This window comes from Wolbachia endosymbiont of Dirofilaria (Dirofilaria) immitis (genome assembly GCF_013365455.1).
Classification (GTDB): domain Bacteria; phylum Pseudomonadota; class Alphaproteobacteria; order Rickettsiales; family Anaplasmataceae; genus Wolbachia.
Window position 1 is genome coordinate 55,361 of the sequence record NZ_CP046578.1, and the last position, 15,647, is coordinate 71,007.

The following is a 15,647-nucleotide window of genomic DNA, read 5'->3' on the forward strand; positions in this document are numbered from 1 at the left end:
TAAAATAAAGTTGCTAAAGTTTGCAATCACAACCAACTGCCTCACTGATGTTACTCAGCCCATCTCTTTTTATTAGCTCTGCAAGCTCTAGATTGATTTTATTCACAATTTGAGGTCCGTGGTATATGAGAGCAGTGTATAATTGTACTAGAGATGCTCCTGCCTTTATTTTTTTGTATGCGTCAATACCACTTGAGATTCCTCCGCATCCTATCAACAACATTTTACCTTTAGTAAGTTTATACATATCACTTAATAACTCAGTTGAAAGCTTGAACAATGGCTTACCGCTCAGTCCACCATTTTTATTGCAATGAGAGTGTAAATTGATTCGACTAGTTGTAGTGTTACTTACTACCAAGCCATCAATTTTGTATTCTAATGCAAGCTCAGCAATGTTTTCTTTCGTTTGTTGATCTATATCTGGTGAGATTTTTAGCATTATGGGGGTAAGTTTAGAACTGCCAATTGATTTTCTGGTTAGAGTTATGGATTTTAGCAGTTCTGATAATTCTTGTTTGTTATGTAAGCTACGTAAATTGGGTGTATTTGGGGATGAAATGTTCAGCACTATATAATTGCTTTTTCCATATATTATTCTTATTAAGTCAATATAATCACTGATTTGATTCTGCGATATACTATTTTTTCCTATATTAATACCGAAAATGCAATTATCAGATCTGATTTTATTTATTTGTTTAAGAAAGTAATCTATTCCTTTATTGTTGAATCCTAATCTATTGATTATTCCTTCATCTTTGATTAATCGGAAGATTCTTGGTTTTTTGTTTCCAAATTGTGGGTGTCTAGTTACAGTGCCAGCTTCAATAAATCCAAAACCGAATGAAAGCATGGACCTTATAACTTCCGCATTTTTATCAAAGCCTGCAGCAAGACCTATAGGGCTCCTGAGTTTGTTGTCAAAGAAGTTAACGTTTAAAGACTTAGGTAGTTGTTCTACAGATTTTCTGCTAGGCATCTTTTTTAAAATTGTAATTGCTAAGGAGTGGGCGATTTCAGGTGGCAGCAATAAAAACAATAAGTTACGTAGTATCATTCTGTAAAATGCTCTTAGCTTATTTTTCTACCATAAAATGCTATGGGAGTATAGCAATAACTTTTAAAGAAGATGTTCTTATTGATTTTACTTGTAGATAGAAATAATGAGAAGTTTTTTTATGAAGTTTGTTGTCGCTATTATTTTATTCTTGCTTATGTTAGAACTTCTAAATTTAACAGAAGCACTGATTGCCCTTTTGGAAGATAGTAGCTTAATATTAAAGAGATTAATGATATTATATTTAAGAGGTGGTCATGGAGGGTTATTTCCTTCAAGCAGGGGAAATATGTTTTTGGATTGCCAATAGTGTTAATTAGTAAAAGGTCTACATCTAAAGTAGTTTGTTACCGCTTTGCAAAATAGTAAGTGTGCTAAAGTTATTGGAGTGGAATTATATAAGCTTCTAGACAAACAATTTCTCTGTTAGAATATACTATAATTAATAATAAATAGTTATGTTATCTTTCATTTTGGTAAGCTTATAGTGGGTATAGTACAAAAATATGGTAGTTACAAACCAAAGAAACTGTGGGCAAGATTTTAAATTTGCTAAAGAAATTGAGGTTTAAAGCTTATATATTACCAAGTGCGCTTTTATGCTAAAGTAAGTTACTTGCTAAAAACTGCTGTTAAGATTAAATAATTTTTGTAAGGATATAGAAAATAAGAAAGGCCGGGACCGGAATTGAACCGGTATAAAAGGATTTGCAATCCTCCGCATAAGCCATTCTGCCACCCAGCCAGTTTTTATGCGTAGATATCCATTATATCTTTTAGCATAGATAAAGCCTCTTCTCTTTTCCTTTGAAAAGAGTTACGACCGATGATTGAACCATTACCGCCACCTTGCTTAATTTCTTTTGCTTCACTACATATATCATTTACTGACTTTGTTTCACCACCAGAAAAAACTAATATTCTTTTTCCTGCAAAGCAAGATTTTCTGACGTATTCAATCCTTTTAGATAAGGATTGAATATTTTCAGCTTTTATTTTCTCTTTTTCTAAGTGAGTAGTTGGGAGTTTTACTTTTATTATGTTAGCACCGAGCAAAGCTGCTACATGTGCAGCGTAAGAAATAACATCAACTGCTGTTTCACCTACTTTAGAAATCCCTTCACCGCGTGGATAGGACCATAGTACTACTGCGAGCCCACAAGACTTGGCTTCAGCTATGATTTCACAGGCTTCTTCTATCATGTCAAAGCACTTAGCAGAACCAGGATATATAGTGAACCCAACGGCTGTGCAGCCTAAACGTAGCGCATCTTTTACAGAAGCAGTGATTGCCTGGTCAGAAGATAGGCTTCTAGAATGTAAAGAGTTGGAGCTGTTAAGTTTCAAGATAAGTGGCAGCATTCCAGCATAAGTTGAAACACCAGCCTCGATCATACCAAGTGGAGCAGCGTATGCACTAACTCCTGAATCAACTGCAAGTTGAAAATGATAATGTGGATCATAAGCATCAGGGTTAACTTCAAAACTTTTTATTGGTCCGTGCTCAAATCCCTGGTCTACAGGGAGAATTACCAATTTGCCAGTTCCACCAAGTTTTCCATGCATGAGAATACGAGCGAGGTTTGCTTTTACTCCAGGGTTTTCACTTTCGTAGTAACTTAGAATTTGTCTTACTTTATCACTCATTGTTACTATAACTTAAGTTAAATTTAAATTATAACAAAGGTGAAGCTTAGTACAAGAGCTTAAAACGATATCAAAAGCAATCTTATTCTTTTATTTGCTTATGTAAATTCTTTGAATCCTTAATTTTCTCCTTTAGTTAATTGATATTGAGTATTTCTTCAGCTAAATAGCTTTTTATTTCTTTTTTACAGCTTTTTATTGATAGTGCTCACATTTCCTTGTGTGTAACCAGTTGTGAAGCAAATGATGAGAAAAAGCGTCTAGTAAGCATTTGTACTTCCTGTAACGAAGGGCTTTCTTATTAACTACATTACTATATACATTCGATCTGATTTTATGGTGTTCTTCTTTGAATTCTTCATTCATTTTAAATAGCTGTTTTTCTGTTTTACTTGGTTTTCTGAACTTCATCGGATTTTATGAAGTTCAGAAAATTCTGTTAATTTCTATATATGAGTTTTTTATGTTTATGCCTTAGCTAAACAAATTTACATAAATTATGTTAAGTCAATTTGCTTGTAAAAATCAAGCGAAAGTTCTTAAAATGGTGCTAAACTTACGCTGCTATGACAAGAACAGTTGACATGTTACTCCCACTTCCACTTGACCAGTTATTTTTGTATGCAATTAAGGAAAATACTGAAGTTTCAATTAGGAATTATGTAGTGGTGCCATTTGGTAAAAATGTTAATCGGCATAATCTGGAAGTATAGCGATAAAAGCGGTCGGAAATTAAAATTTGTTGGGCAGAAGATCGATTTACCACAATATTAGACCAAAGTGTTGATTGCATTTGTAGAGTGGGTTGCACGATATAATTTGATACCTATTGGTGTGCTTGCCAAGGTGATAATAGGAGGGGTGTTAAAAGTGAACCGAATAGATAAATTTGTTTATACTGAGCAAAAACAGGAAGTAGGTAAGATAAACTGCCAATTGAGTGCTGAACAGCAAGCAGCTAGTGATAAAATAATAGGAAACTTGAATAGGTATTCAGTAACTTTGCTTGGCGGTGAAACTGAGTCTGGAAAAACAGAGGTTTATCTCTCTGTGGTTGCACAATTGATTAAGAATGACAGTAATCTACCTACCATTTCAAGCGCTGCTCAGACTTTACCATCTCAGTGCACAGATATTGAAGTTCAGGAAGGAAAATTAATATCAAGTATATAATTATATCAACGTTATAATATAAGGGTGCTTTCTGCTAAAAATGATATTGCTTCAGTGCCTGAACACTGTGATCCAGGAGACTTCACTACAAATGAGCATACTAGGCAGTTGCATAATAAAGGCTGGGGTTCCAAGTGCTTGGATGTTAGGTGACCAGAGAGCGTTGAAATTGCCTCGAGAGAAGTTAAAATACGGCAAGTTTTTAGAGCGAGCCTTGAATGCCACTGAGCTAAGTTTCTTGGTACTTGATTGCAGATATGATCTACCAATTGTGAAGTTAAAACAATTTCAGGAAGAAGGATTAAAACTTGTGCACACTAGTTGGCTTAATATAGTAAATTGGAATGTGCAGATAATTATAGGGGCAAGATCAGTCCTTTTTTACCTTATAAGAACCTAAATTTATTATTGTTGTTATTGTTGATGAAGAGCACGATTCATCTTTTAAACAAGAGCAAGGGGCTATATAATGCTCAAAATATGGCAGTAGTCTTAGCTAAAATTGAAAATATCTCAATAGTTTTATTGTCAGCAGCTCCGTTTACTTGAAACCATTTATAATGTTTAAAATGGCAATTACAATTATGTTAGGTTAGCTCGACGGTTTGGTGGTGCAGAATTGCCACTTATTAGAGTAGTAGGTATGAGAAATAATAAACAGTGGATCTCTGATGAGTTTTTTAAAGACATAGGACGAACTATAAAAAGAGATCAGCAGGCCATGCTTTTTTTTGAATCGCCGAGGGTATGTGCTCAGCTCGCAGTTTGTAAAAAATGCAGATATGAAATTTCCTGCTTTGAATTGTGCTGTTTGGCTTACATTTTACAAAAAAAAGAATGTTCTTTTATGTCGTCATTGCTCTTATCAATTGATGCTTCCAGAAGAATGTCCTAATTGCCTAAAGTGGACAGCCATTGTTTCTTTATGGTATAGGGATTGAAAGATTGCTTGAGAAAATAGTAAAATTAATACCAAATGCAAGAACTGCGATTGTGAGTAGTGATCAGAAATCAGTGAGTAACATTATTGACTTAATATTGAAGGAGAAAGTGAATGTTATAATTGGTACGTAGATGATTGCTAAGAGACACAGTTTTTCTAAATTAACTTTAATTGGGATAATAAATGCAGATTTAGGACTTGAGAATTCTGATTTGAGGGCAGCAGAAAAAAACTTATCAGTTATTGCATCAAGTTGTAGGAAGGTCTAGAAGGTTTAACAAAAGAGGGAGTTATTTTATGAAATTGAACTTGAGTTGAGATTAAAAGCTAAAATACCACCTTTTAGAAGGTTAATAGCACTTATAATTTGCGGTAAGAATCAGATTGAAACACAAAAAGCAGCAAGTAGAATAACTAGCTTTTTGTATAGTCAATGTTTAACTACTGCTTCTTCTTTATTGTCATTCAGTGTATAGTACCAGAATCTAGAAGAAAAGAATTTGAAATTTTTTGTTCCATTGCCGGCAGCAATAGATTTCTTAAGTAATAAGTATCGGTATAGGATATTACTGAAGATGTATAATAAACATTGTTTATCGGTACAAAAGAAGCTAAAACATTGGATTCAAGAATATAATTTAAATTCGAGCATCACAGTTACAGTAGATGTTAGTCCTGTGAGTTTTTTAACAGATTTATTACAGAATGTTAAGCCTAAAATTAGATAATATTTTTTTATTCTATAGTTGATTAGGTAATTATCTACAAAAACTTTGTAAATTATGTTGGTTTATTGACCAAGCTCTTGATTTTTAGCAGAATTTATTATATTATTAACGTAATTAAAGCAAGGGGTATATAATCGAGTTAATTATGAAAGAATTTGTCAAGCTGGTAACAGAAAAAGTATTGGTTTAATAGTAAACTTTATTGATAATGGTAAAGTAAAATTTGGTACTTGTTATAAATCTAATGGTTAAAAGGTGCTACATACAGAAGTTCTTCTTATTTTGCATGTAATCTGATAAGCAACTACTAGAAGATGTGATAAAGCATTTAAGAGGGGCGTTGCTGGATTATGTAAAGAACAATTTAATAAAGAATTAAGATAAAGGACTTTATGCTTACATAAAATTTCAGAATAGAGAGGTGATATATTTATTACATTAAGCTATTAAAGTAATACACTTAGATAATGGCAGCCTTTTAGTAAAAGACAAAAGGTAAGATTCTGTTGGATTTAGCTTAAGGAAAACAAGAGCTGCACTTTAATAATAATATGAGGAGAATAAAGCTAAGTCAAAGAAGGGAAGAGCTAGATATAGTGATTTAATTGATATTGTGCCCAGTTTTTTCTTGATGTTGGATTAAGTATTGCTACTATTTTAGTAGCTATTAATGCTAGTTTAGATATAATAGTAGTATTTCCTTTTATTGTTAGAATAGTGGCTGAATTGGCTGTAATCTTTTTGGTTATATAAATAAGCTAAAACGATGAATGGTGTTTGTTAATATGGTTCTGAATTCTCTTTTGTTTATAAGACATATAAAAATAAATAACTTGCTGACGAGAGTTTTACAAAAGAATTTATTGAGTAACACAAAAATCTTGATGTGTTTCCCTTGCTCATTGTAGTAAATTAGGTGCTTAAGTAACTTGCTTTTTAGGTCCTATAATAATTTCAGCTCTCAGTCAGTTTTATATAAGATTAAATTGCCGCTTTTTTCTTTTCTCACTTATTTTTATCTAAAGAAGCTAGAATCTAGTATAGATTTTTTCTACCTCTGTGATATTATAAATTTATGGTCATAGATAAGCAAATATGTATAGGTCGGCATACGCGATTATAGAACATCAGTATGATGTAGTGGTAGTAGGTGCAGGTGGAGCAGGGCTTAGAGCAGCACTTGGAATGTCTGCTACTAATTTTTCAGTTGCTTGTATCTCTAAGATCTTTCCTACGCGCAGTCATACAGTTGCAGCGCAGGGTGGAATCAGTGCAGCTTTAGGAAATATTGCTGAGGATGATTGGCGCTGGCATGCGTATGATACAATAAAAGGGTCAGATTGGCTTGGTGATCAAGATGCAATAGAGTATATGTGTAAAAACGCTGCTGAGGCTGTTATTGAACTTGAAAATTTTGGTGTGCCTTTTTCGCGCACAGAAAAAGGCACAATATACCAGCGTTCTTTTGGCGGAATGACAACTCATTTTGGTAAGGGAAAATCAGCTCAGCGTACTTGTGCAGCGGCAGACAAAACTGGGCATGCAATTCTTCACACTCTATATCAGCAGTGTCTTAAATTCAATACTGAATTTTTTGTTGAATACTTTGTGATTGACCTGATCATGGACAACAAAACTGGGGCTTGCTGTGGAGTTTTTGCCTGGTCGCTATGCGATGGTACGCTGCATAAATTTCGCGCACATTTGGTGGTATTAGCAACAGGTGGATGTGGGCGTGTTTACTTTTCTACAACGAGTGCACACACCTGTACAGGTGATGGTAATGGTATGGTAGTAAGAGCTGGATTGCCACTTGAAGACATGGAGTTTGTGCAATTTCACCCAACGGGAATATATGGTTCGGGATGCTTGATGACAGAAGGGTGTCGAGGAGAAGGTGGATACCTTATTAATTCTCAAGGTGAGAGATTTATGGAACGCTATGCACCTAAGGCAAAGGACTTAGCTTCTCGCGATGTAGTGAGTCGTGCGATAACAGTTGAAATTAGGGAAGGGAGAGGAGTTGGGCCAAAGAAAGACTGTGTATACTTAACTATAGCACATCTTGATCCAGAAGTAATAAAATTAAGGCTTCCAGGAATTAGCGAAACCGCAAAGACTTTTGCAGGAGTTGATGTTACTAAAGATCCAATACCGGTTATTCCAACTGTTCACTACAATATGGGTGGCATTCCAACTAATTATCATGGGGAGGTGGTTACGTTACAAAAAGGTAACGAGCAAGTAGTAGAAGGATTATTTGCAATTGGAGAAGCTGCATGTATTTCTATACACGGTGCAAATCGACTTGGTTCTAATTCACTTCTTGATCTCGTAGTTTTTGGTAGAGCTGCAGCACTAAGAGCGAAGGAAAAATTAAAGCTCAATATGCCACATAGAAAGTTGCAATCAGATTGTACGGATTGGATAGTAGATAGGTTTCACAAGATGCGATTTGCTTCTGGAGGGTTTAGAGTAGCGAAAATACGCAATGAAATGCAGAACACTATGCAAAAATGTGCATCGGTATTTCGTGTTGCTGAGGTTTTAAAAGAAGGTAAGAAAGCTATAAAAGAAGTAGCAAAAATGATGCCTGATATTATGGTTAAAGATCGCAGTATGATATGGAATAGCGATTTAGTTGAAGCGCTAGAACTTGCTAACATGATTCCACAGGCAGTTATTATCATGGAGTGCGCAGCTAATCGCGAGGAAAGCAGAGGTGCTCATGCTCGTGAAGATTTTCCTAAGCGTGATGATGAAAACTGGATGAAGCACACTATGGCGTGGCTTGAAGAGAAAAAAGATGAAATCAATGTAAAAATCGATTACAAAAAAGTTGCTGGAAAAACTCTGAGTGATGAGATTGACTTTATAGCGCCAGAAAAGAGGATTTATTAATTTGCTTGTTAAATTCTAATAATTCCTGGGTGAGTTGGGATATTGATATACTGTCTATTTTAGAATTAGGGAGGTTTTCAGTATGTTTTAATTGGTTTTGCAGTTCTTTTTGTTTTTCTAAATCATTGAGCTGATTTTCTATCTTTTTGGAAGAAGGGCTATTGTATTGTATATTACTTTGGGGTGTAGTTTGCTTTTCTTTGATGAGTTCCTCTTTAATTTTTTTAAATCCTTTGTAAATATTTTCTAAATTTAGGCAGATAAGATAGCAGACTCCTATGGCTGTTATAGTAAATGATGCAGTAATAATTGTAATACTTCCCTGAGCAATACTGAATACTACTGCACAGGTTAGAGCAGCAAACACAAGCGTTGTCACTACTTTGTAAGTAATGTTGTTGACATGTTTCACAATATCACGTGCTTTAAATTTCTTACCAAAATTAAGTTTTAGTTTAGTTCTCATGTCATTTGGAATAAGTAATTTACCCATTGACTTCTCTATTTCTTTTATAGTTTTATAGTACTCTTTATTCCATGATGGTTTAGATAGTATTAATTGCTTTGGGTCAGCGCCATTTTGTAGTAATTTTACACAGAACTTAATTGTGTTATTGTGGTTTTTAGGATTGTGGTGGTGATTATACCTATCTTTTACTATTTTAGAAGTTAACGCTACTTGTAGCGGTGTTTGTTTTTTGCCGTTGCTAGTGTTTATAGCTTTATTTAGCTTATCCTCAGATATATTCCCGTATTTTACTACTAGATCCAAGCATATAACCTTTTGTTCTCCTTTGAGTAAAGCAATATAGTGCAGAGCATTCTTTTTGTTACTGTCTTTGATAGTGATATCAGCACCGTTTTCTAATAGTAGCTTTAAGGCTTTGTATCTTTTAGTATTCTCAAAACTTGCCAGTGAAGGTTTTTTGCTCTTTTTTTGCATGTATTGGAGTAGTTGGTGGAGTGGTGTTTGTCCTTTCTCATTAATAGCATTAATAGCATAACTAAATTCGTCTTTGCTTAAAATCAACTTCAAGTATGCAATTCTTTGTTTTCCCTTGAATGGAACAATATAATGCAAAGCGTTATTCTCTTTTTTATCCTGAATGGTAATATCAGCACCATTTTCCATCAATAGCTTGAAGACTTTATACTTGTTAGTATTTTTGAATTCTTTTTTTACTATATTTTTTATTTTGCTTATTAATGAAGATTTTTTGCTCCTTTCCTGTATGTGCTGGAGTAGTTGATGGAGAGGTGTTTGTCCTTCTTGATTCTTGTTATTATTTATGGCATTAATAAATTGTTCTTTTTGACCTACTTTTAGTAATATATTGAGGAATTCAAGCTTTTGTTCTTTTTTCAATTTTGAAACTATCAGGTGTAGAGCATTATTGCCATTTACATCTTTAAGGCTGACATTTAACCCTTTTTGTAACAGTTTTTTAAAAAGTTTTTTATCGTAATTATTAATTGCTGAATGTAGTAGATAATTATTATTAATATCTAAAATATTTATAATTCGTGTTATAATATCTTTAATTTTTTTTTCTATATCAGATTTCTGCTCTAGTTTGGATTGCTTTACTAACTCTGTTAATTTTTCTGAGAAATTACAATAGTATGCCTTTTGCTCTTCTCTTAATCCTTGTAATTCTTCTATAAATAATTCTAAATTACTATAGCTGGTTCTATATTTTAACAATTTTACGAAAAATTTAAGCGTGTTATTGTTATCCTGTAGTGTATGAGACTTATGTTTTTCTTTTGTTATTTTATTAATTGTTGCTTCCTGAATAGAAGTCTTTTCCTGATCTTGACTATTAATAAGCTGTTCTGGATTTTTTTTGCTAACAGTTTTAATTAGGGTACTGAAAAACTTAAGTTTCTGTTTCCTTTTTAGCGATACAATAGGGTATAAAATATTCTTTTCTTTCTTATCTTTTATGTCGCTAATATCTATGTAGCTTTTTAGGTGTTTTCTAAATTTTCTATCATTTTGATCTTTAATCGCCTTCAGCAATTGAATACTATTATTTACTGCTCTGTTATTTATTTCTACTTTGTAATCATCTTCAATGTTGCTGCCGTAGCCACTTTCTGGTTTGCTACCTTTGCTGTTCTTGTAGTTATTTTTCTTGTGGGCAGTACTATTAAAGCAATGTTTACTGTTACAAGTAACTTCTAAAATTACTTGTCTTATTTCCTCTTTTTTTGTATAGTTTAATTCTTTTGATATCTTTTTATTTAATACTGGGATAAAGCACTGGGTATAGTGTCTATAGTATTTTTCTTGTTTTCTTAGTGTTTCTTTTAGTATAGCTAATACTTTAAGGCTAGCACCTTTCTTGATTAGCCTTTTGTACTTCTTGATAATTCTATCTCGGCTTCTTGGTTTTTTGTGTTTATGCTCTTCTTTTTTTACCTTTTTCTCTATAACATTATACAGTTGTTCACTTTTTCTCTCTTGTTCTTGCCTTTCATTTTTATCTATGCACCCTTCTAATTTATTCACGTTAGTAGTTAGTGCATTTATATCTATATTCATATAAATCCTCGATATCAAAGCTGTTTAGCTATTAGTACAGAAGCTTAATCTACTGAAACTTAGCAGCAAAAATTTGGGTTAGGCTTTTAAATTAGCTAAATGTTGTATTTATGAAAATAAGATGGAAAGGCAGAAAATTAGTTTCTATTGGAAAATTTGCCATCGTAACTATGACTCCACTTTAACGTTTATCTGCTATTTTTAACCTTTTAATCTTAAAAAAGAATGAACGTAGCCAAGGTTGATCTCAATTACTTTAGCTTAAGTTGTTTTTGAAGAATAAAAAAGATGATAATAAAGCTTTATTTTTACATATGTGGAAAATGGTAGCTTTGTGATGTGTATTATTTTCATGGAGGTCAAAAAGTGAAGATAAGATTTTATGTATATACTGCATTTTAATTTAGTTGTGTTTTATAAAAAAGGCTTTAGAATTTAGTAAATATTGACATATGCAAACCCGTGACTAAGACTTGGAGCCTATTACAAGTAGGGCAAAAGGAAAATTATAAGGTGGCATATATAAATGCTCGTATTATTGATCCAGAGACTAAGCTTGATATAAAAGGCTCACTATTAACCGAGGGGAGTAAGATTATTGATTTTGGTGAGTCATTGTTTTCAAATAGAGTGCCAAGTGGAATTGATGAGACGGTAGACTGCAAAGGGCTTGTTCTGATGCCAGGCCTTATTGATATTCATGTGCATTTTCGTGAACCAGGTCAAGAATATAAAGAGACTATATATACAGGCAGCAAATCTGCAGCTGCGGGAGGTGTAACAACTGTAGTTTGTCAGCCTAATACTGTTCCAGCAATAGATAGTATTGTCTTGGCTAAGTATTTGAAATATAGAGCACTTGAAACTTCACATGTGAATGTTGAGTTCTATGCTAAAATCACTATTTCAGAAGAAAGGTTGACAGAAATGGCGCTTTTGAAAGAAGCAGGTGCAATTGGGTTTACTGATGATGGTATGCCAGTTATGAATCCAATGGTTATGAGGCAAGGAATGCTTTATTCGAGTATGTTAAATGTTCCTATTGCACAGCATGCAGAAGATTTAAATTTATCAGCAGGTGGTGCAATCAATGCAGGTAAGGTTTCTGAGGAATTAGGGATAAGGGGAATTTTAAGTACTTCAGAGTCGGTTATGGTGAGTCGTGATATATTGCTCATGAAAGATATAGAAAATGTGCACTATCACATTTTACATATTTCGTCAAAAGATTCGCTTGATGCTGTTAGGCATGCAAAAAATTTAGGGTTAAATGTTACGTGTGAGGTGACTCCTCATCACTTCGCTTTAACTGAAGATGTAGTAAAACAGCATGGAGCAGTTGCAAAAGTAAACCCGCCACTTCGTACTGAAGGAGATCGTTTGGCTATGGTTGAAGGTTTAAAAACAGGTGTGATCGATTGCATTGCAACTGATCATGCGCCGCATGATCGTGGTTCTAAAGATCTATCACTAGAAGATGCTACATTTGGTATCGTAGGTCTTGAAACAGTTCTGCCTCTTTCACTTGAGCTTTATCATAGTGGACAAATGAGTTTGTTTGATGTACTAGCAAAGCTTACATATAAACCTGCAGATATAATACATCTACCACGTGGTCGTATACAAAAAAACCTTGCTGCAGACTTAATTTTAGTTGACCTGAATCATAAATGGGAAGTTAAAATTGATGATTTTGCTAGTAAATCAAAGAATTCTCCTTTTAACGGACGCAAGGTAAAAGGACACGTAGTACGCACTATTGTGTCTGGTAAAACTGTGTATTTATACAAATGATTTTTGCAGATGGCTATACTTATACAGCCGTGAAAAATTTTATTATTTATGCTAATAATAACTTTTTTTTTGAGCTTGACAACTTTATTGTAAGTATAAAAATGCTGTAGCAAATTCTAACTCTTTTCATTATATCTAAATTAACTTGGCTACAAATTCTTTTGTCTTTAGCAGAGCGTTTTTATGTTTTCTAGATAAGGAATAGGTTTTCTGTGATTCGATATTCTGTTGACCTATTGATTTAGTTATGTTTCGGAGTTTATATTTGGGATAGTACGTTATCTTTAGATTTGCACAAAATTAATTCTATTATAGATACATGCTTTAGTAAATTATCACCTGCAGGAAGGTAAAAGTTTGTTTTTGTCAGCATACTTTGGTTTAAAGTCTTTATTTTTTGTTCAGTCACTACAAAGTAGCATAACTTGATGATGAAACAGTAAACTAATATTAGAGATAAAGATCTCTAATATTGAAATGAAATTGCCTGTTAAACAAAATGTAAATCCTTCTCCCAAAGTTTGAGCTGGAGCTTTTCTATATATTTTACAAGCTCTTTTCCTACCTATATTTTTTTTATTAAGATCATCTTCTGTGTTTTAAAAAGTAGAAATATATGGATCATTTTAATGTAAATATGCTAGATTTGATTAAGAGATGATAACTTGTCTTTAAAATTAATAATTACTTACCCTTGATATGTATGTAATTCATATTCTTTTGTATTACTATAATGTTATATATTCAACCGTATTCTATAGTTTTTTGAGAGTAGAAAAGTTCCTATTGTAAGTTTTTATCTTGTCGATAATCACTATATTATATGAAGCTAAGGCAATTGTGCAGCAATCTCCTGCATGGATTTAATATTAGGGTACTACTCTTCAGTGAATTTACATGTATGTTTTAAATTTCTCATGCTTAAAACCTTTCATTTCTGTGAATACCCTTTTCTGGAAATCTTTTGCTTGATTGATATCAATATTTTTTACTTCATAATCATGTTCTCTTTGGGGTTTTAAGATCTATACTAACATGATAGTAAGATAAAATAAGCTTGTTTATTTACTGCGAATGTTGCTTTATAATGACTGTTTAATGCGAATCTTTAGCTGTTCTGAGAGTCTTATGTGCGCTTTTCCCCCATAATTTTTGCACTAGCTTACCTTCTACTTTTTTTTAATCTTGCAGCAATACTTTCTCTGCCGATAAAAACTAACAACCTAGCAAGTTCCGGACCTGTTTTTTTACCTGTTAAAGCTAAACGTAGCTGCATAAATAGGTTTTTTGTTTTTGTGTCTACTGCCTGTCGAATAGCTTTGACCCACTCTGACAATGTACTTTCATTACAATCACCTTGCGGTAATACATTGAGTGCAGTTTGTATGAGCTCCTTATCAAAAATCACAGGTTCTATATCAGATTTGCATATTTGCCACCACTTTTCTACCTCCGAAAACTTTTTTATATTATTTCTTATAAAGTACCAAAACTCCGGAGAGTTTACTCTGACTTGATTTAAACGCTCTTCCATTATTTTAAATGGCATCTGTTGCAGAACTTTGCTATTTAGCTTGTATACTTCGCCTAAATTAAATTGTGTAGATGCTGAACTAAATTTTTTAATGTCAAATGAGTCAACTAAAGATTGCATGTTAGCATGGGCCTTAATAGGGTCTAATGTTCCAAGCTTTGCTAAGTAGCTGGTAAGGGCAATTGGTTCAATTTCACCTTTCTTGATAAATCTGATGTCTAGTCCACCTTTTCGCTTTGATATCTTGCTATTATCAAAATGTAGCAGAGAAAGATGAGCAAATGTTGGGACTTTTGCTTTTAATGCTAGTATCATTTGTATTTGTGCTGCAGTATTAGTTATATGATCTTCCCCACGTACAATATGGGTTATATTAAAGTCAATGTCATCGATGACAGAAGGTAGCATATATGTATAAATCCCATCTTCTCTTCTTACTATAGGATCGCTGATATGACTAGTTGCAATATTTATTTTGCCTTTAACTTCATCGTTCCATTTAGTGACCTCATTTCTATTCAACTTAAATCTAAAGTGTGGTTTTCGTTTTTCTCGCTCATAGCGAGCTTTGTCCTGCTCAGTTAGAATTAATGCACCTCTATCATAAATGGGAGAAAGTCCTTGTTTTAGCTGCAGTTTACGTTTGATGTTTAACTCTTCTTTTGTTTCATAGCATGCATAAATATATCCTTCTTTTACTAACTGCAAAAACACCTCATTATAGCGCTCGAAGCGCTCTGATTGCTTAAAGTTTAAATCCCAATCTATATTAATCCATTGCAAGTCTTGTATGATACTATTTATGTATTTAATGTTTGAACGCTGAAAGTCAGTATCATCAAAACGGAGTAGAAACTTTCCGTTTTGACTGCGTGTATACATCCAGCAGATAAGTGCAGTGCGAACATTTCCTACATGAAGGTAGCCAGTTGGGCTTGGAGCGAATCTTGTTAACATTTATGTCTCTAGCTTTTTTTAATTTTATATAAATATATAGCTAAAGCAAGCAAAGCGATTTGGTTTTTTTGTAAGTGTTCTATTTACCAAAGATTCAAGTAGCTAATAGAAGTGAGATAAAAATTATTTAACAGACCTTACTGGTTCTCTTATCACATATAATATATAATAGTAAAGGTATTCAATTATCTTCAACTTTGTATGGGGCAAATGATTGGATATTATATAGCTCGTGTCTTACATTTAATTTTTGTACTGTGTGCGCTCTATGCCTTTATAGATTTTATCTAAACTTTTGAATCTTTGCTTATACAGACTGAAACACCCTTATCAGGTGTTAAGACTTTTTAAAAAACGCCTAT

Annotated in this window: 7 protein-coding genes, 1 tRNA gene and 1 pseudogene; 4 read left to right on the forward strand and 5 right to left on the reverse strand. The window is 33.2% G+C overall.

Annotated features, from left to right (window positions below; translation table 11 throughout):
* Positions 1-13: 13 nt before the first annotated feature.
* Positions 14-1,060 (reverse strand): quinone-dependent dihydroorotate dehydrogenase, encoded by a 1,047-nt coding sequence (locus GOY12_RS00210; protein ID WP_175818099.1) that lies wholly within the window; start codon positions 1,058-1,060, stop codon positions 14-16.
* Positions 1,061-1,181: 121 nt separating this feature from the next.
* Here GOY12_RS00210 and GOY12_RS00215 point away from each other — a divergent pair, with 121 nt between their 5' ends.
* Positions 1,182-1,370: a hypothetical protein gene (locus GOY12_RS00215; RefSeq protein ID WP_218938930.1), complete on the forward strand. Its 189-nt coding sequence runs from the start codon at positions 1,182-1,184 to the stop codon at positions 1,368-1,370.
* Positions 1,371-1,733: 363 nt separating this feature from the next.
* On the opposite strand, the gene GOY12_RS00220 is transcribed toward GOY12_RS00215, so the two are convergent.
* Together GOY12_RS00220 and GOY12_RS00225 are read right to left on the reverse strand one after the other, a co-directional pair.
* Positions 1,734-1,805 (reverse strand) — tRNA-Cys (locus GOY12_RS00220).
* Between the two features lie 5 nt (positions 1,806-1,810).
* On the reverse strand, positions 1,811-2,707 hold the full coding sequence (locus GOY12_RS00225; RefSeq protein WP_175818101.1) for a class I fructose-bisphosphate aldolase: 897 nt from the start codon (positions 2,705-2,707) through the stop codon (positions 1,811-1,813).
* 566 nt (positions 2,708-3,273) lie between these two features.
* On the opposite strand from GOY12_RS00225, the pseudogene priA reads away from it, so the two are divergent.
* Positions 3,274-5,551: pseudogene (priA, locus tag GOY12_RS03770) on the forward strand (replication restart helicase PriA).
* Positions 5,552-6,646: 1,095 nt separating this feature from the next.
* A complete protein-coding gene (sdhA, locus tag GOY12_RS00240) occupies positions 6,647-8,452 on the forward strand; it encodes a succinate dehydrogenase flavoprotein subunit (RefSeq protein WP_175818102.1) in 1,806 nt (601 codons plus the stop codon).
* Here sdhA and GOY12_RS00245 read toward each other — a convergent pair.
* On the reverse strand, positions 8,424-11,000 hold the full coding sequence (locus GOY12_RS00245; RefSeq protein WP_175818103.1) for an ankyrin repeat domain-containing protein: 2,577 nt from the start codon (positions 10,998-11,000) through the stop codon (positions 8,424-8,426). The genes sdhA and GOY12_RS00245 overlap by 29 nt on opposite strands.
* A gap of 462 nt (positions 11,001-11,462) precedes the next feature.
* Here GOY12_RS00245 and GOY12_RS00250 point away from each other — a divergent pair, with 462 nt between their 5' ends.
* Positions 11,463-12,794 (forward strand): dihydroorotase, encoded by a 1,332-nt coding sequence (locus GOY12_RS00250; protein WP_175818104.1) that lies wholly within the window; start codon positions 11,463-11,465, stop codon positions 12,792-12,794.
* A 1,162-nt stretch (positions 12,795-13,956) separates the two neighbouring features.
* On the opposite strand, the gene gltX is transcribed toward GOY12_RS00250, so the two are convergent.
* Positions 13,957-15,285, reverse strand: a complete 1,329-nt coding sequence (gene gltX / locus GOY12_RS00260; RefSeq protein ID WP_175818106.1) for a glutamate--tRNA ligase — start codon at positions 15,283-15,285, stop codon at positions 13,957-13,959.
* Between the last annotated feature and the right edge of the window lie 362 nt (positions 15,286-15,647).